The organism is Rhodococcus sp. NPDC019050 (assembly GCF_055664235.1).
On sequence record NZ_JBVOON010000016.1, the window covers coordinates 11842 to 29601 of the forward strand.

Annotated in this window: 17 protein-coding genes and 1 tRNA gene; 11 read left to right on the forward strand and 7 right to left on the reverse strand. The window is 66.1% G+C overall.

The window, feature by feature from the left end; translation table 11 throughout:
• The first annotated feature begins 280 nt into the window (after nt 1–280).
• From AC0B44_RS16375 to AC0B44_RS16390, 4 genes are read left to right on the forward strand one after another with little or no spacing between them, the layout of a single operon-like run.
• Nucleotides 281–1564, forward strand: coding sequence for an ABC transporter permease subunit (locus tag AC0B44_RS16375; protein ID WP_471903977.1), 1284 nt, complete (start codon nt 281–283; stop codon nt 1562–1564).
• A gap of 3 nt (nt 1565–1567) precedes the next feature.
• Entirely contained in the window at nt 1568–2557 is a 990-nt protein-coding gene (locus AC0B44_RS16380; protein ID WP_072698960.1) for a branched-chain amino acid ABC transporter permease, read from the forward strand.
• A complete protein-coding gene (locus AC0B44_RS16385) occupies nt 2550–3566 on the forward strand; it encodes an ABC transporter ATP-binding protein (RefSeq protein WP_471903890.1) in 1017 nt (338 codons plus the stop codon). Before AC0B44_RS16380 ends, AC0B44_RS16385 begins: the two co-directional genes overlap by 8 nt.
• Nucleotides 3563–4381 (forward strand): ABC transporter ATP-binding protein, encoded by an 819-nt coding sequence (locus AC0B44_RS16390; protein ID WP_471903891.1) that lies wholly within the window; start codon nt 3563–3565, stop codon nt 4379–4381. The genes AC0B44_RS16385 and AC0B44_RS16390 overlap by 4 nt, the downstream gene beginning before the upstream one ends.
• A 74-nt stretch (nt 4382–4455) precedes the next feature.
• Here the strand turns inward: AC0B44_RS16390 and AC0B44_RS16395 are convergent, their stop codons facing one another.
• Nucleotides 4456–5784 (reverse strand): ABC transporter substrate-binding protein, encoded by a 1329-nt coding sequence (locus AC0B44_RS16395; protein WP_471903892.1) that lies wholly within the window; start codon nt 5782–5784, stop codon nt 4456–4458.
• A 156-nt stretch (nt 5785–5940) separates the two neighbouring features.
• Nucleotides 5941–6555, reverse strand: coding sequence for an ANTAR domain-containing response regulator (locus AC0B44_RS16400; RefSeq protein WP_471903893.1), 615 nt, complete (start codon nt 6553–6555; stop codon nt 5941–5943).
• Between the two features lie 111 nt (nt 6556–6666).
• Between AC0B44_RS16400 and AC0B44_RS16405 the strand changes: the two genes are divergently transcribed.
• A tRNA-Leu gene (locus tag AC0B44_RS16405) sits at nt 6667–6743 on the forward strand.
• 94 nt (nt 6744–6837) lie between these two features.
• On the forward strand, nt 6838–7500 hold the full coding sequence (gene lexA / locus AC0B44_RS16410; RefSeq protein ID WP_471903894.1) for a transcriptional repressor LexA: 663 nt from the start codon (nt 6838–6840) through the stop codon (nt 7498–7500).
• 48 nt (nt 7501–7548) lie between these two features.
• On the opposite strand, the gene AC0B44_RS16415 is transcribed toward lexA, so the two are convergent.
• Together AC0B44_RS16415 and AC0B44_RS16420 are read right to left on the reverse strand one after the other, a co-directional pair.
• The gene (locus tag AC0B44_RS16415) at nt 7549–8118 is read right to left on the reverse strand and encodes an HPP family protein (RefSeq protein WP_471903895.1); all 570 of its coding nucleotides are present in this window, start codon (nt 8116–8118) and stop codon (nt 7549–7551) included.
• Nucleotides 8119–8136: 18 nt separating this feature from the next.
• Entirely contained in the window at nt 8137–9006 is an 870-nt protein-coding gene (locus tag AC0B44_RS16420; protein WP_471903896.1) for an alpha/beta fold hydrolase, read from the reverse strand.
• A 90-nt stretch (nt 9007–9096) separates the two neighbouring features.
• On the opposite strand from AC0B44_RS16420, the gene AC0B44_RS16425 reads away from it, so the two are divergent.
• Nucleotides 9097–9648 carry a TetR/AcrR family transcriptional regulator gene (locus AC0B44_RS16425; protein WP_471903897.1) on the forward strand — a complete coding sequence of 184 codons (552 nt, stop codon included), beginning with the start codon at nt 9097–9099 and terminating at the stop codon, nt 9646–9648.
• Nucleotides 9649–9918: 270 nt separating this feature from the next.
• Here the strand turns inward: AC0B44_RS16425 and AC0B44_RS16430 are convergent, their stop codons facing one another.
• Nucleotides 9919–10497: a dihydrofolate reductase family protein gene (locus AC0B44_RS16430; RefSeq protein WP_471903898.1), complete on the reverse strand. Its 579-nt coding sequence runs from the start codon at nt 10495–10497 to the stop codon at nt 9919–9921.
• Between the two features lie 174 nt (nt 10498–10671).
• Between AC0B44_RS16430 and AC0B44_RS16435 the strand changes: the two genes are divergently transcribed.
• The 3 genes from AC0B44_RS16435 to AC0B44_RS16445 all read left to right on the forward strand — a co-directional run bounded on the left by AC0B44_RS16435 (nt 10672) and on the right by AC0B44_RS16445 (nt 13117).
• Nucleotides 10672–11916: an MFS transporter gene (locus AC0B44_RS16435; protein ID WP_471903899.1), complete on the forward strand. Its 1245-nt coding sequence runs from the start codon at nt 10672–10674 to the stop codon at nt 11914–11916.
• 3 nt (nt 11917–11919) lie between these two features.
• Nucleotides 11920–12285 (forward strand): ArsR/SmtB family transcription factor, encoded by a 366-nt coding sequence (locus AC0B44_RS16440; RefSeq protein WP_471903900.1) that lies wholly within the window; start codon nt 11920–11922, stop codon nt 12283–12285.
• 325 nt (nt 12286–12610) lie between these two features.
• On the forward strand, nt 12611–13117 hold the full coding sequence (locus AC0B44_RS16445; RefSeq protein WP_471903901.1) for a hypothetical protein: 507 nt from the start codon (nt 12611–12613) through the stop codon (nt 13115–13117).
• A 57-nt stretch (nt 13118–13174) separates the two neighbouring features.
• Here AC0B44_RS16445 and AC0B44_RS16450 read toward each other — a convergent pair whose 3' ends face one another.
• Together AC0B44_RS16450 and AC0B44_RS16455 are read right to left on the reverse strand one after the other, a co-directional pair.
• Nucleotides 13175–14362 (reverse strand): NAD(P)/FAD-dependent oxidoreductase, encoded by a 1188-nt coding sequence (locus tag AC0B44_RS16450; protein WP_471903902.1) that lies wholly within the window; start codon nt 14360–14362, stop codon nt 13175–13177.
• A gap of 100 nt (nt 14363–14462) precedes the next feature.
• Nucleotides 14463–15380 (reverse strand): RNA polymerase sigma-70 factor, encoded by a 918-nt coding sequence (locus tag AC0B44_RS16455; RefSeq protein ID WP_471903903.1) that lies wholly within the window; start codon nt 15378–15380, stop codon nt 14463–14465.
• A 198-nt stretch (nt 15381–15578) separates the two neighbouring features.
• Here AC0B44_RS16455 and AC0B44_RS16460 point away from each other — a divergent pair, with 198 nt between their 5' ends.
• A complete protein-coding gene (locus tag AC0B44_RS16460) occupies nt 15579–17756 on the forward strand; it encodes a copper-translocating P-type ATPase (RefSeq protein ID WP_471903904.1) in 2178 nt (725 codons plus the stop codon).
• Nucleotides 17757–17760 lie beyond the last annotated feature (4 nt).

The following is a 17760-nucleotide window of genomic DNA, read 5'->3' on the forward strand; positions in this document are numbered from 1 at the left end:
GCCCCGACACCCGTCGAAGGCCCGAGTCCGCCCACCCGTCGCTCCGGTTCCGGAAACACAGGTGTTTTCGTGGGAAACGGAAGCGAAACACGTGGGAAACCGTGGATGTCGGTGCAATTCGGTCATTGCCGCTAAAGTGCGCTCTCACGACACCGCCCAGGCGTCGTTATCGACCTACATTTGCACCCGATTCGGGAGGACCTGCGTGGCCCCTACGGTGAGGCTCCGGAGACGACGATGGGCGTCCGGATTCCAACTAGTGTTATTGCTTCTAGCGGTGATGTTCGGCCTTGTGGCCGGAGGCGGAGCCGCCGCCGCGCAAGACCCTCCCGACCCGTCGCTCACGGGCACATCAGCCCCTCCGGAGGATTCTCAGGTTCCCGACGACGCCGTGACCGTTCGCGGCACGCTCAACAACGGGGGTGAACGACTCGACGGTGTCACCGTCCGCGCGTCGGACGCCTCGGGTGAGCTCGTCGCCGAAACGGAATCCGCCGACGGTGGGCGCTGGGAACTCGCGGTCGCGCCCGGCACGTACGTCTTCGAGGTGGTTGGGGAAAGCCTCCCCGACGACGTGAGCGTGCAGTCGACCGTCAGCCGTGAGGTTGCCCCCGGTCAGCCCAACACGGTGATCTTCTCCTTCGGTGAGGCACGGTCCGGGTCGAACGTGGCGTTCGCGGAGACACTGATCCGCACCATCGTCGACGGTCTGCGATTCGGCCTGATCATCGCGATCGCGGGCGTCGGCCTGAGCCTGATCTTCGGAACGACGGGTCTGACGAACTTCGCGCACGGCGAGATGGTGACACTGGGCGCGGTCGCGGCCTGGGTCTTCAACGTCAGCTTCGGTATCCAGCTGATACCCGCCACGATCCTCGCGATCATCGTCGGCGTCATCATCGGCTGGCTCAACAACTCTCTGGTCTGGGCGCCGCTACGGCGGCGGCGCACCGGCCTGATCGCACAGCTCGTGGTGTCGATCGGTCTCGCCATCGCGTTGCGATACCTGATCCTCATCTTCTTCTCCGACCGCGCCCAGCCCTACAACGACTACCAAGCACAGCGTCAGCTCCAGTGGGGTCCGCTCGCGATCACCCCGGTCAATCTCGCGTGCATCGTGATCAGCCTGGTGGTGCTGGTCGGGGTGGCCTTGCTGCTCCAGCGCACCCGGATCGGCAAAGCGATGCGTGCGGTCGCCGACAATCGCGATCTCGCCGCGTCGTCGGGCATCGACGTCGAGAAGGTGATCCGCTTCGTGTGGGGCCTCGGCGGCGGACTCGCCGCGCTCGGCGGTGTGTTGTTCGGTCTCTCCGAGCTCGGAGGACGCGTCCAGTGGGAGATGGGCTTCAAGCTGCTCCTCCTGATGTTCGCCGGGATCATCCTCGGCGGACTCGGAACGGCCTACGGCGCGCTGCTCGGCTGTGTCGTCGTCGGGTTGCTCGTGCAGTTGTCCACACTGGTGATCAATCCCGACCTGAAGTACATCGGCGGCCTGCTGGTACTCATCGTGATTCTGGTCATCCGCCCTCAGGGCATCCTCGGCAGCAGAACAAGGATCGGGTGACACATGGACCTCCTCGCTGTTCTCCAAGTGTCCTTCGCGCAGATGATCGGCCCGTCGGCCATCTTCTATGCGCTTCTCGCAATCGGCCTCAACCTCCACTTCGGTTACGCGGGCCTGCTCAACTTCGGCCAGATCGGCTTCGCGCTGCTCGGCGGGTACGGAGTGGGCATCATGACCGTCACCTACGGCCAGCCGCTGTGGGTGGGTGTACTCGTCGGACTCGCGCTCCCTGCGCTGCTCGCCCTCCTACTCGGTATCCCGACGCTCCGGCTCCGAGCCGACTATCTGGCGATCGCAACAATTGCCGCAGCCGAGATCCTGCGGTTGGTGTTCCGGTCCACCGCCTCCGACTCCGTCACCGGATCGACCCGCGGCCTGTGGGGATTCGCAGGTCCGTTCACGGCGTGGAGCCCCTTCGATTCCGGTAAGCAGTACAACCTGCTCGGGATGCGCTTCTACGGCGACGACCTGTGGGCGATGGTGGTCGGCTGGACGCTCGTGCTCGTCCTGTGCGGCGTCGTTTACCTGCTGTCCCACAGCCCGTGGGGACGCGTCCTCAAGGCGGTCCGAGAGGACGAGGACGCCGCCCGCGCCCTCGGCAAGAACGTGTTCGTCTACAAGATGCAGGCTCTCGTATTGGGCGGCATGATCGGCGGCCTCGGCGGCATCTTCAACGCGCTGCAGACCAAGTCGATCAACCCGGACTTCTATTCCACCGCGCAGACGTTCTTCGCGTTCGGCGCGTTGATCCTCGGCGGCGCGGCCACCGTGTTCGGCCCGGTCCTCGGGGCGATGCTGTTCTGGTTCATCCTCACGCTCCCGGACGCATTCCTGCGCCAGGCGATCTCCGGACCCGATCCGCTGATCTCCCTCACCGAACAGCAGGTCGGGGCGATGCGATTCGTCCTCCTGGGCATCCTCATCGCGGTGATGATGGTGTTCCGTCCACAAGGAATCCTGGGCAGCAAGCGGGAGGTACAACTCGATGCCTGACACCACCATCCGCACGCCTCTGTCGCGCGAACAACGAGTCGCCGTGTTCGCGGATGTCCCCCACGATCCGGGAAGCCCGAAGGTTGATCCGATCCTCGTCGTGGACGACGTTTCCCGGACCTTCGGTGGGCTCAAAGCCGTGGACGTCGCTCATCTCGAGATCCAGCGCGGCTGCATCACCGGCCTGATCGGGCCGAACGGAGCGGGCAAGACGACCCTGTTCAATCTCCTCACCGGGTTCGACCACGCGGATACCGGAACGTGGAGCATGGACGGCCACTCACTCGGCCGCATGGCTCCGCACCGTGTCGCGCGGCACGGCATCGTGCGCACGTTCCAGCTCACCAAGGCGCTGTCGAAGATGACGGTGCTCGACAACGTCCGTCTGGGGGCACGTCACCAGACGGGTGAGCGGATGGCCGGTGCGCTGCTCCCCTGGACGTGGCACGCGCAGGAACGCGCCATCACCGAACGCGCCCACGTGCTGCTCGCCCGGTTCAACCTCGAGCAGAGGGCCGACGATCTCGCCGGGTCACTGTCCGGCGGACAGCGCAAACTGCTCGAGATGGCACGCGCACTGATGACCGACCCCACGATCGTGATGCTCGACGAGCCGATGGCCGGCGTGAATCCTGCACTGACGCAAAGCCTTCTCGGGCACATCAAATCGCTGTGCGACGACGGCATGACAGTGGTGTTCGTCGAGCACGACATGGATGTCATCCGCGATATCTCCGATTGGGTGGTGGTGATGGCCCAGGGATCGGTGATCGCCGAAGCACCACCGGACGAACTCGCGAACAACAATGCGGTCGTCGACGCCTATCTCGGCAGCCACCACGACCAGGCACTCGAATTCGACGACGAGGGCAATCCCGTCGGCGCGACCGCGGAGTTGGCGGAGGTGCTTGCCGAGGCCGAGGCGCAGGTTCTCGAGTCCGGAGCCGACCTGTCCGACCCCGACGCGGTACGCCCCACCGATCTACCAGGATCCCAGGAGAAGTCATGAGCGATACCCCACCCACCGGGTCCATGACCCCGGCCGAATCGGCCGCGACCCCCGGCGAACACGCGCGGTTGGCCGAGGGTGCGCTCGTGCGCGCGGACGACGTCGTCGCCGGCTACTTCCCCGGCGTCGACATCCTGCGTGGCTGCAACTTCTTTCTCCGCGAGGGTGAGATCGTCGGGATCATCGGCCCGAACGGTGCCGGTAAATCCACCCTGCTCAAGGCGCTGTTCGGCCTGATCCCGGTGCGGCGGGGCGAAGTCACGCTCCGGGGCGAATCGATCACCTCGGCGCCCGCGCACGTCCTCGTGCGTAAGGGCGTGGGGTACGTCCCGCAGACGCAGAACGTCTTTCCGTCGCTGACCATCGAGGAAAATCTCGAGATGGGAATCTATCTGCGGCCCAAGCAGTTCGCCGAGCAGTTCGACCGGGTCTCGAGCCTGTTTCCCCTGCTCGGGGAACGCCGCAAGGTCAAGGCGGGGGCCCTGTCCGGCGGCGAGCGGCAGATGGTGGCGATGGGCCGGGCCCTGATGATGGATCCGTCGGTCCTGCTTCTCGACGAACCGTCGGCGGGCTTGTCGCCGATGTTCCAGGACGAGGTGTTCATTCGCTGCAAGAAGATCAATGCTGCGGGCGTGTCGATCATCATGGTCGAGCAGAACGCGCGGCGCTGTCTGCAGATCTGCGACCGCGGGTACGTGCTCGATCAGGGCCGTAACGCCTACACCGACACCGGGTCCAACCTCATGCACGACCCCAAGGTCATCGAGTTGTACCTAGGGACTCTCGCGGGCAGCAAGGAGAAGAAGACTCCCTGACGCGCTCGCCCGAACATACGACGGGGCCGGTCATCCACCGGATGACCGGCCCCGTCGTATGTTTCCTGCGTCTGTCAGCCACCCACGACGATGTAATCCTCGGTCGTCAAGGTGTTGTCGGGTCCGAAGACGAGACGGCCGTACGAGCCGACTCCGGGCTCACCGGCATCCACGAACGACAGCTCGCCGGTCGCGCCGTCGTAGTCGATGTCCTGTCCCGATGCGAGGAGGTCCTTGCACTGCTGGAAGGTCGTGCACTTCTCGCCGTCCTTGGTGACCGCGTTGATGTTCGCCGCGATGTCGACGCCGGCGGTGGAGCCGGCCACCTCGGCGGCGAGCGCCGACACGATAGCTGCGTCGTAAGACTCTCCGGCGTAGTTGAAGTCGATGAGCGCGGGGTCGACCTCGAGCAGACGCTGCTGGAAGGCCTCACCGGTGTCGGTGAGAGGGGTCGTGCCGGCCATACCCGCGAGCAGGCCGTCGGCGACACTGTCGCCGAGCGCGTTGCCCATGTTCCCGTCGACACCGAAGACCGCCATGCCGTCGGACGGGCCGATGCCGACCTCGGCCATACGCGTGATGATCTTGGCCGATTCCTCGAACCCGATGATCGCCACGGCGTCGGGACCGAAGTTGGCAACCTGGTCGACCTCAGCGTTGAAGGACTGCGCGTTGGGGTCGTAGATGATCTTCTGGATCTGGTCTTCCGAAATACCGGCGTCGACGAGGTTCGTCACGGTGTTCTCGGCCAGGCCCGTGCCGTACGGGTCGTTCAGCGCGAGGATCGAGACGCGCTGAGCGCCGTCCTCGGCGATGAGCTGAGCGAGTGCCTGCGCCTGCAGGGAGTCCGTGGGCGCGGTACGGAAGTACATGCCGCCGTCGGCGTAACACACGAACTGATCGGACGTGTTGGCAGGCGAGAACATGACCACGCCCGCGCTGGCGATCTTGTCGATCACCTTGAGCGAGACCGACGACGACGCCGCACCGATGATCACCTGGGTACCAGCGGCGAGTTCCCGGTCGACGGTGGCGTTCGCTGTATCGGTGGTGGTGTCGCCCGAGTCGCCCGGGATCAGCTCCACAGGCTGGTCCAGGACGCCACCGGCAGCATTGATCTCGTCCACTGCCAGGCGCACCGCCGCGACCTCCGGCGGACCGAGGAACGCGAGGCTGCCCGTCTCGGGGAGCAGGGTGCCGATCTTCAGCGGGCCGGTCGCCGGGGTCGCCCCGGGCGTGGCCTGTTCGGGTTCGCAGTCGGTGTCGACAGTCGTGGCAGTCGCGGAACCACCGCCCTCGGCAGAACCACTCGTGGAATCGTCGCTGTCCGAGCTACAACCCGCGAGTACGAGTGTCACAGCACCGAGAACCGCAGCGGCGCGGACATAGGTCCGTTTTGCCATCCAACTCTCCTTCAATCGCCTGTCCCCCCCGGCTGATGCGCCGGATGTCGTCGAAACATAGCCGGAGAAGTGACGATTCGAACACAGCCGAAATCGTTGTGACCCGACCGTTATATTTCGGGCGAAAGAATTGATCCGGACGTAACGTGCCGAGGCTCAGCCGGCCGCTTCGGAACCGAGCGTGTCGACGATGACCTCGGCGACCTGCTTCATGGTGGTGCGGCGGTCCATCGCGGCCCGCTGGATCCACCGGAAGGCCTCCGGTTCGGTCATCGCATGCTTCGTCATGAGCAGGCCTTTGGCCCGATCGATGAGTTTGCGGGCCTCGAACCGCTCCGACAGGCCGGCGACTTCGCGTTCGAGTTCGCGCAGTTCCGCGAACCGGCTGACCGCCACCTCGATCGCGGGCACGAGGTCGCTCTTGGAGAAGGGTTTGACCAGATACGCCATCGCTCCGGCGTCACGGGCACGTTCGACGAGGTCGCGCTGGCTGAACGCTGTGAGAATAACCACAGGTGCGATGCGGCGCTGCGCGATCTCCGACGCCGCGTCGATCCCGTCCCGCCGCGGCATCTTCACGTCCATGATCACCAGGTCGGGCGAGAGTTCCTCGGCCAGCTCCACCGCGCGCTGACCGTCGCCCGCTTCACCGACGACGTCGTAACCCTCTTCGCGGAGCATTTCCACCAGATCGAGCCTGATCAGCGTCTCGTCTTCCGCAACGACGACCCTCCGGGGAGTTGCGGTGCTGTCGTGCGGCGCGGTAGTCATGATCGGCCCTTCCCATCGTGCTCTGGCGGCCCCCGCGAAGGGGTGGAACGATTGAAGGGTACCGGTGTTTGATCGACGCGCCGGATCCCTTACAGTGGTCTCCGCAAGCACGCCCTCGTATCCCAATTGGCAGAGGAAACGGATTCAAAACCCGTGCAGTGTGAGTTCGAGTCTCACCGAGGGCACCACCACACCGGTCGACGAATGATGGTGCGGCACCACCTGCGTGGTCCCGCACCATCGCCCGTTTCAGGAGTCCGGCCACTCCCCTAGGATCGCCGGGTGACCGGTTACGACGATCTCGATATGTTCGGCGGCCTCGACGCCTCCGCCCTTCCGCTTCGCCAGCAACGGATTCTGGCGACCATCCGGGATTGGGTGGCCTCCCACGGTTCCGCCCCGAGCACGCGGCAGATCGCTGACGCGGTCGGCCTGAAGTCGACGTCGACGGTGTCGAAGCATCTCCGGCTCCTCGAGGATGCGGGTTTCCTGCGCCGTGGCTCCGCGATGGCACGCCAACTCGATGTGCGGCCCTTCCTGGCCGGATCGCCGGCGGGCCGCTCGACCGACAACAGGGTGTCGGTGCCCGTCGTCGGCGACATCGCGGCCGGCACACCGATCCTCGCCGAGGAGCATCCCGACGAAGTGCTCGATCTCCCCCGTGAACTCGTCGGCACCGGCACCGTATTCGGCTTGCGCGTACGCGGGGAATCGATGATCGACGCCGCGATCTGCGACGGCGATGTCGTCGTCGTCCGCCGCCAGGACGAGGCTCACTCCGGCGAGATCGTCGCGGCGATGATAGACGGTGAGGCCACCGTGAAGGTCTTCCGGCGACGCAACGGCCATGTGTATCTCGAACCCCGCAACGCCGCATACTCGGTGATCGACGGCGACAACGCGGTCGTGCTGGGCAAGGTGGTGTCGGTGATGCGGCGGCTCTGAGCGCCGGGCCGCCCCGCTGCACAGTGAGGTGTCGCGCGGCGGTCGGACTCACTTCGAACGTGCGCCCATTCGGAACCTAATGATCCGGTCCGATTCGACCGGGCCTCGTCGACGGCGCGCTCCCGCGGGTGGATAAGAAAATCCTGGCACGATACGCCCGGTTATTGCGGCACCGAGCAGCACGATCACCAACGCGGGCACGAGGGTCTGCCACAAATATGCGAAACCGGGATCGGCGAGTCCTATTCCGCCTGCGCACAGCGCCGCCGGTACGTGAGGAGCGCGGAGAAACACCATGACGGCGACGGCGGTCACGGCCGACAGCGCCGCAGCGGTCTGCGAGGGGGCGAGCAGTTCGGTGATGGCGAGCGCACCGATCGTTGCGGCGGGATACGCGCGGAGGATGACACCCGGACGCGCCGGCGGTGCGCTCGGCATGAGGGCGATCAGTGCTGCGGATGCCACATACGGCAGGCCGAAGACGCGCAGCCCGATCGCATGTTCCGCCGCGAGCAGCAAGCCGATGACGATCGTCGAGGTCGTGGCCGCGCTGAGGACGGCCGCGGCCGTGTGCCGGGAGACGGATGATTTCCACAGGGCCGGTAGGACTGTCGACACGTTGGCTCTTTCGGTGGCTCAGAGGTTCCGGAGCAGAAAATCGCGGACGAGAGCGGCGATCTCCTCCCCGTGGGTCTCGAGGGCGAAATGTCCGGCGTCGAGGAGATGGATCTCGGCGTCGGGCAGGTCGGTGGCGAACATCGTCGCCCCGGCCGGCCCGAAGATCTCGTCGCCGCGGCCCCATGCGACGAGGGTGGGAGGCCGGTGGCGGCGGAAGTACTCCTGGAAGTCGGAATATGCGTCGAGGTTGAACTGGTAGTCCCAGAACAGCTGCAACTGGATCTCCTTGTTGCCGGGGCGATCGAGCCCTGCCTGATCGGAGATCCAGGTGTCGGGTGCGACGCGGTCGAGCCGGTCCGCCGGCACGCCGTGGGTGTATTGCCACCGGGTGGCCTCGAGGTCGAGCAGCCGGCGGACTGCCGACTCGTGTGCGGAACGGTCGCGCGCGTGGGCGAACAGCACGTCCCAGAAGGGTGTGAATCCTTCTCGATAAGCGTTGCCGCTCTGGGTGATCAGGGCGGTGACCCGTTCCGGGTGCTCGGCGGCGATTCGGAGTCCGATCGGGGCTCCGTAGTCCTGGATGTAGAGAGCGAACCGATCGATCCCGAGATGTTCCAGTAGAGCGTCCGTGACGTCAGCCAGGTGGTCGAAGCTGTAGTCGAACTCGTCGACTGCGGGCATGGACGAGTGCCCGAATCCGATGTGGTCCGGGGCGATGAGGTGGAATCGGTCGGCGAGCTCGGCGATCAGGTTACGGAACATGTGAGAGCTGCTCGGAAAGCCGTGCAACAGAACCAGGGTGGGGTGGGCAGGATCTCCGGCTTCTCGATAGAAGATCTCCTGACCGGCGATGCTCGCGGTGCGGAATCGAGTGGTGAAGCTGGGCATGACTCCTCCTCGTCTTCAGTCGGAGAACGATCGTTCTCCCGATAGGAGGTACAGTAGAGAACGATGGTTCTCCACGCAAGAGGGGCGGACATGGACCTAGTCGAGGAACGGTTGCTGGACGCAGCCGAGGCGCTGTTCAACGAGCACGGCGTGCAAGCGGTCGGGATGGACGCGATCCGTACGCATTCCGGAATCTCGCTCAAACGCCTCTACCGGCTGTTCCCCTCCAAGGATCGGTTGGTCGAGGCGGTGCTGCGGCGACGCGACCTCACCGTGCGCAATGAAATCGCTGCCTTCGTCGAGCCCTTTGACGACCCGTGCGAGCGCATTCTCGGGGTGTTCGACTACCTCGACGACTGGTTTCGGCGCGACGACTTCCGCGGGTGCACCTTCATCAATACCTTCGGTGAACTCGGCGGAATCAACGAAGACGTCGCCGCCATCGCACGCACGCACAAAGCGGCCTTTCTCGACTACCTGCGCGATCTCGTCGCCGCTGCCGGGAAATCGCCCGCCACGGCAGAACAGTTGGCGCTGCTGGCCAACGGTGCGATGGCGACCGCAGCCATCTCGCGGTCACCCGAGCCTGCCCGACAAGCGAAGGAAGCGGCGCGGGTCCTGCTCGGGGAGTCCGTTCCGTGACGGCTCCGGGATGGAAGATGTTCTCGGACCGCACGCTTCGGAGCGCTCCCCGGTGCACGATGCCGAGCCCCAAATGCGCTCCATGAGGAGAATCGCCGGGGACATCGCACAGTCCGTGAGTCCGTCAGCTCCGACCCGCGCCTTCACGGAATGCACGGGCCCGGCGGTCGCCGGAACGCTGATCTGGGATGGGCGCATGCTGCCGATCCGCTTCAGTCGCCCGAATCCCACCCGGCCGACGGACCCTCGCTTCTACAAGTCGAAGAACTACTACGCAGTCGGCTCCTCCGCCCGAGGAAGATAGCGGAGGAGAACGACGCCGGACCGCGCGAACGTCGTCGACTCCCCCAATCGCAGTTTTCGGCGCCCCAGGGGCGGAAGCGATATTCCCTTGTCGAGCAGCACCGGGAAGACCATCAGCCGGTATTCGTCGATCAGATTGTGGGAAGCGAAGGCAGAGATCGCGGTCGCCCCGGCGAAAAGGGCCAAGTCCTTACCGGGTTTTTCCTTCATCTGCGCGACCTCCCGTGGGAGGTCGTCGCCGACCCGCTGGGCCGGGCCCCAGTCGGTGGCGAGTGACGAACGCGAGAGCACGTACTTCGGCAGCGAGTTCATCAGACGCGCCTGCCGCGCTTCGATTTCCCTGTTCGAGTTTTCGGCGGCGGGCCAATGCTGCGCCAGAAGTTCATAGGCCACGCGCCCGAAGAACATGCCGTCGATCCCGGCAAGCAAGTCGGCGATGCGAGAGTCCAGTTCGTCGTCCGCGACGTCGATCCACTCGAGTTCCCCGTTCGGTCCCGCCGTGAAGCCGTCGAGCGTCGTCATGACAGACAGAATTACTTTGCGCATCGTCGTCGCCTTTCGTCCGGGTCTCGACAACACGGACTTGCAACCCGCGGCGAACTCATCGGCCACCGCCGTAGGGGCTGGATCATTCGCGTAATTTCCTCGTCACACATGTGCGTAGGTGCGCACCTATTGGCGTATCGTGGGTGATAGCAGAATGGTTCAGGAGGTAGTCGGGTGCTCGCGACCCTGCGGAATCGCACGTTCCGCCGATTGTTCGCCGCGCAGGTGGTCGCGCTCATCGGCACCGGCCTTCTGACGGTCGCGCTCGGCCTGCTCGCATACGATCTGGCCGGCGCCCAGGCCGGCGCGGTGTTGGGCACGGCACTGGCGATCAAGATGGTCGCCTATGTAGCGGTCGCACCGGTGGTCTCGGCGGCGACCGATCATGTGCCTCGGCGGGCACTGTTGGTGGGTGCGGACGTGGTGCGCGCGGTGATCGCACTGGCGTTGCCGTTCGTCGATCAGCCGTGGCAGATCTACGTGCTGATCTTCGTGTTGCAGTCCGCGTCGGCGACATTCACGCCCGCATTCCAGTCGGTGATCCCCTCGGTGCTCGTCGACGAGGACGACTACACCCGGGGGCTGTCCCTCTCGCGACTGGCGTACGACCTCGAGTCGCTACTGAGCCCGATTCTCGCTGCGGCGCTGCTGTCGGTGATGACCTACAACTACCTGTTCCTCGGTACCGTCGCCGGGTTCGTCGCGTCCGCACTGCTGGTCGTCTCCACAACTCTTCCGGTGATCGCTCCCGCCGATCGTTCGGTCCCGCTGGTGGATCGGATCACTCTCGGGGCGCGGGTGATGTTTTCCCGACCGCGGCTGAGGGGCCTTCTCGCACTGAACCTGTCGGTCGCGGCAGCAACTGGGCTGGTGCTGGTCAACACCGTCGTCTACGTCCGCGAACTCCTCGACGGCTCGAACACGGGGGTCGCAATTGCGCTCGGCATTTACGGGGGCGGATCGATGCTCGTGGCATTGACGCTGCCACGACTGCTCGCCCGGATCCCGGACCGCCAGGTGATGCTCACCGGCGCAGCCGTTCTGCCGATCGGACTGGCGGCGACGGTGGCGCTGCTGGTCGCCGACCCCGGCCCCGGCGCCGGATGGCTGTTGCTCGCGGGGATCTGGCTGGTCATGGGCATGGGTACGTCGTTGATCAGCACACCGTCGGCGCGGCTGCTGCGTTTCGAATCCGACCCGGGGAACCGGGGTGCGGTGTTCACCGCACAGTTCTCGCTTTCACACGCGTGCTTCTTCTTCACCTACGCGATCGCGGGCTGGGTCGGGGCCACCGCAGGCCAGCCGATCGCGGCTGTCACGCTCGCTGTCCTCGCTACACTCGCAGGACTGGTTGCTGCCCGGGCATGGCCCGCGTGGACCGAGCCGATCACCGAGTCGGTACCGGCAGGAAGGGCGTGAACGATGAACCCGGGAGTCGAAGCGGCACAACGATCCGCGAGCTTGACCCACCCGGTCGCGCCGGACCAGGAGCGGCTCGACGCAGCAACATCCACCTTCCGGATGCTCGCCGACCCGACCCGCTTCCATATTCTCTGGCTGCTCACGCAGGGCGAAGCCGATGTCACCGCCCTGACCGATGCGTGCAGGGCATCCCGCACCGCCGTCAGTCAGCACCTGGCCAAACTGCGCTTCACCGGCCTCGTCGACACCCGCAAGGAAGGGCGGCGCGTGATCTACCGCATCCGTGACGGGCACCTTGCCCGCCTGGTCCGCGAGGGCATGAACCACGCCGACCATGTCGTCACGGGCGAGCCCCCACACCCGTAGCCCGTGGCGCAGGCGGTCCCGTTCCCAGTGGCCGGGCATCGCATGTACCGACCGCAGTCCCGCTCACGACAGCGGGCACGGATTCTGTCGGGGGTCGCGTCTATGGTTGCGCCGTTCGGAGATTGCCTCGCACCTCACCGACACGGAACGGACTTCTGCCATGACGCCCCCGGTCATTCCCTCCGCACCCCGAGCTTGTTCCGGCGCTGTCTCCGCACGCCCGACGCGGGTGCCGGGTGAAGGCCTGCCCCGTGGCGCATCCAAATGCACTGCGGCCGCTCCCACCCGCCGCACCCTCATTCCCTTCGGCCGCGACAGTGCAGGCATGCCGGTCTCCTGGGATCTGTCGGCCGGACGCAATCTCCTCATAGCGCGCGACGAGCGACTCGCCCCACCCAGCGTCTCCCTCGACCTGGCGGCCATGAACGCGTTATCGGGCGGCACTCATGACGTGGCCGTGCTCGATCCGAACCGTCGGCACGGCTGGCTGACGGGGCTCAATGCCCGGCAGTCCCCCGCGTGTCTCTCCGCCGTGACATCCGAGCAGATGTCCCGCGTCGTCGCCGACCTCGCGGTCACCGCAGCGGTGCGGCCTCGCCTGTTGCTCGTGGCCGACCTGGCAGCAACCGTGGCGGCCCTGGACGACGAATCACAAGCCGCACTCACCGACCTGGCGGTCACGGCACGGGAGCGTCAGGTGACGGTTGTGGCGACCACCGCGGACACCAACCCCCGGTGGTTTCCCGAGCACCTGATCGAGGCGTTCGACGACACCGTCGAGCCTCAGGTGGTCGCGGGGCGGTACCGCGAGCCGCGGCTGTGGACGCGCTGACCGCACCACGCCGCTGACTTCACCACGCCGCTGACTGCAGCACGCGCAGCCCGCTCGTCACTGCTCTGTGGCGGCGGGAGCAGGGCCACCGGTCCGCGTTGCGGTATCCGACAGATGCCTGCCGCCTTTGAACGAGGAGACGGTGCCCGGTCGTAGTGCTTCGACGCGAAGACCCGCCATGGCGGCTTTCAGCCCGAGATCCTTGACCGACACTGCAATCCGGCCTGCAAATGCCCGATCTTTCGGCGTGTCGTCCCGTTCGTGGAACTGGACGACGCCGGACCGCCGTCCCAGGCTGATACCGATGCCGTTGAATCCCAAGTCGAGAGTCGCGGGTTCCTTGCCGGCGATGCGGCTGAGAACCGTGTCGGCCGCGGTGAGCCCCATCGGAAGTGCAGACTGGCATGCCATCCGAACCGGATCTCCCGAAGGTGCTGCACAATCTCCCGCGGCAATCACACGATCGTCGTCGATGCTCGTCAGCGTCTCGTCGGTGAGGATCCGACCGAGCGTGTCCGTGCTGAAACCGCTCGCACGGGCGAGTTCGGGGACTCCGAATCCGGCGGTCCAGACGGTGACCGTGCTCGGCAGAACGGTGCCGTCGTCGAGCATTAGCTCCTCCGGTCCGACCCGGTCCACACGCACATTCTCGCGAACCTCGACGCGCAGGTTCGACAGACGCCCGTACGTTGCCCGGCGGGCTTTCTCGGTCAGCGCCGGGCCGATCACCCCGCTGCACACGAGACGGACCCGACGGCCTTGTTCGGCGAGTTCCGCGGCTGTTTCGAGACCGGTGAGCCCTGCGCCGACCACCGTGATCACCGCGTCGGCGTCGAGCGTTTCCAGTGCGGATCGAAGGCGCTCGGCGTGCTCGAATTGCGCTACCGGGAAGGCGAATTCGTCGACTCCCGGGAGCGTGGCCCGACGGGTCGCGGTGCTCCCGACCGCGTAGATCAGGTAGTCGTATTCGACGGAACCGCCGGTGGCGAGATGAACGGTCCGCGCGGGCGATTCGATGCAGGTGACGGTGTCGACCAGCAGTGCGATTCCTTTCCGCAGGAGTTTGCGGTAGTCGCCGGACGCAGGATGGTTTCCGACGGCGAACTGGTGGAGCCGGGTCCGTTCGACGAAGTGCGACCGAGGATTGATCACGGTGACTGCTGCCTTCCGGCTCACGCGACTGGCTGCAACAGTTCCGGCGTATCCGCCGCCGATCACGACGACGTGGGGGCGTGACTGAGACATGATTTCTCCGATCCGTCCGTGGCCCTGTGTCGAGCCCTCGTCATCGAAGACAAGGCAGGATCGGTGTTTGTGACACTGCTGCGGAAAACAAAACCGTGAATCACGGTCGTTGCAGGTCGCGCAACTGCTGCGCGAGTGCGCGTACGTCGGCGACCCGCCCCAGGTGAGCGAGTTTGTCGGGATTGATCACGACCCGGACCGCGCCGATCTTTCCGTCGGCGATGTCGAAGGTCATCACCTGCACGATGGCACCGCTGTTGTCCCGCACGATCACACCGGGATGCCGGTTGATGTCCCGGTGTTCGAACACCACGCCGATCTGCGTCATGGGGGCGGCATACGAGGCGAGCAACCGCATGACCTTCTCGTCGCCGACTACCACCTTCCGCACCGCCGGCGCCTTGCCGCCGCTGTCGGCGACAAGTTGTACGTCAGCGGCGAGCAGTTCACGCATGCTCTCGACGTCGCCGTCCTGAAACGCCGTCAGGAACCTCGCGGTGAGCCGTTCGTGGGCGTGCGGATCGGCATCGAATCGTGCCGCGCCGTGCTCGACGTGCCGACGTGCTCGCACCGCAAGTTGCCTGCACGCCGCCTCGGACCGGTCGACGATGTCGGCGATCTCGGCAAAACCGAAGCCGAATGCTTCGCGTAGTACGAAGACGGCACGCTCGAGCGGGGTCAGTCGCTCGAGCAGGACCAGGGCCGCCATCGAAATAGATTCCCTCAACTCTGCCGAGCGCTGCGGGTCGTCGTAGGGCTCATCGAGAATCGGCTCCGGGAGCCACTCGCCCACATATTGTTCGCGCCTCGCGCGGGCCGATTCGAGCACATTGATCGACACCCTCGTGACGACAGTGGACAGGAAAGCTCGAGGCGAGTCCGGCCGGGTTCCGGATGCGTCGTATCGCACCCAGGTTTCCTGGACCGCGTCCTCTGCTTCGGCGACGCTCCCGAGAATGCGGTAAGCGATGGCGAAGAGCAGCGGACGCAGGTCTTCGAACTCGTCGACGGCAGTCACCTCTGCCCCTCCCGTGGATCCGTGTGTTCGATGACAGCACTCGACCCGGGGTTCGTGCAACGACGACGGAGTCGCCCAACCTGCCCCTGGGTCGGCGCTGCGGGCGCACAATCGATCGAAACACCGTGCACGTGCGCCGAGACTGCCGGTTGCCGGTCCACTCGGTGGCAGACCGATCGGCCGGTCGAGAGGAGACTCATGTCGCATCCGGAACCCGTTCACTCCCATCCGGACTCGGCCACGGCCACCGACCCCGAGCACGCCACCCACGCCGAGCATGTGGCCGATACAGGGCACACCGGCCATGCAGGACATGGCGGCCACGCCGGGCATATGGGACACGGAGACCACGCGGCGATGTTCCGTCGCCGGTTCTGGGTCAGCCTCGTCCTGTCGGTGCCCGTCGTCGCATTCAGCCACATGTTCGCCGATCTGCTCGGCTATCACCTGCCCGACTTCCCCGGAGCCTCCTGGATTGCCCCCGTTCTCGGCACGGTGATCTTCTTCTACGGCGGCATGCCGTTCCTGACCGGCGGCTGGGCCGAACTACGCGCTCGCCGGCCCGCGATGATGCTGTTGATCGCCATGGCGATCACCGTCGCACTCGTCGCGTCGTGGATCACGACGCTCGGAATCGGCGGGTTCGAACTCGACTTCTGGTGGGAACTGGCGCTGCTGATCGTGATCATGCTGCTGGGGCATTGGCTGGAGATGCGCGCCCTGGGTTCGGCGTCCGGTGCCCTCGAGGCCCTGGCGGCGATGCTTCCCGACACGGCAGAGTTGATCACCGATGACGGCACCCGCGAAGTCCCCCTCGCCGAACTGTCGACGGGAGATCTGGTGCTGGTGCGTGCGGGAGCGCGAGTGCCCGCCGACGGCACCGTCGTCGAGGGCCGCGCCGAGGTCGACGAATCGATGATCACCGGCGAATCCAAAACCGTCACCCGAGGCGAAGGCGACACGGTGGTCGCGGGCACGGTGTCCACCGACAGCGCCCTGCGAGTGCGGGTCACCGCGGTCGGTGACGACACCGCGCTGGCCGGCATCCAGCGTTTGGTCGCCGACGCGCAAGCGTCGTCCTCCCGCGCCCAGGCACTCGCGGACAAGGCCGCGGCGTTCCTGTTCTACTTCGCCGCGGGCGCCGGCCTGCTGACCTTCGTGATCTGGTCGCTGCTGGGCAACTTCGACGAGGCCGTCGTGCGTACCGTCACCGTGCTGGTCATCGCGTGTCCGCACGCCCTGGGGCTGGCGATCCCGCTGGTGATCGCCATTTCCACCGCGCGCGCCGCGCAAGCGGGGGTGCTGGTCAAGGACCGGCTTGCGCTCGAACGCATGCGCACCGTCGACATGGTGCTCTTCGATAAGACCGGCACATTGACCGAGGGCCGCCCGCGCGTCACCGGGGTAGTGGCCACCTCGGGCACCGGCGACGACTACCTCCTCGCGCTGGCCGCAGCGGTCGAAGCGGACAGCGAGCATCCCGTCGCCCGCGCCATCGTGGCTGCGGCCGAGGACCGGGTCTCCGCGTCCGCACACCTCACCGCCACCGAGTTCCGGTCGTTGCCCGGCCGGGGCGTGCGGGCGCTCGTCGACGGAACGGAAGTGTCCGTCGGTGGCCCGGCGATGCTCAGCGACCTGCAGTTGTCCGTGCCCGAGGACGTCACTGCAGTCACCCGAGGATGGGTGCAGCGCGGCGCGGCGGTCCTCCATGTGGTGATGGCAGACCGGGTCCTCGGTGCGCTGGCTCTCGAAGATACTGTTCGCGAGGAATCCCGCAGGGCTATCGATGCGCTGCACGCGCGCGGGATCGAGGTCGCGATGATCACGGGCGACGCCCGGCAGGTCGCGGAGGCGGTGGCCGCGGACCTCGGGATCGACGAAGTCTTCGCCGAAGTGCTGCCCGAGAACAAGGACGCCGAGGTCGCCGCATTACAGCAGCGTGGCCGCACGGTCGCGATGGTCGGCGACGGCGTCAACGACGCGCCTGCTCTGGCCCGAGCCGACGTCGGTGTCGCCATCGGCGCCGGCACCGATGTTGCCATCGAGTCCGCTGGTGTGGTGCTCGCGGCGAACGATCCGCGCGCAGTGTTGTCGATCATCGAACTCTCCCACGCCAGCTATCGGAAGATGTGGCAGAACCTGGTGTGGGCGGCCGGTTACAACGTGGTCGCCGTCCCCTTGGCTGCAGGGGTGCTGGCCTTCGCCGGTATCGCGATCTCACCCGCGGTCGCGGCGATCCTGATGTCGATCTCCACGATCGTCGTCGCACTCAACGCTCAGCTGCTGCGCCGCCTCGATCTGGATCCCGACCACCTGACCCGAACCGGCACAACGGTTCCCCATCACCTGGCATCGGACAGCGTGCATCGCGTCTGAGCAG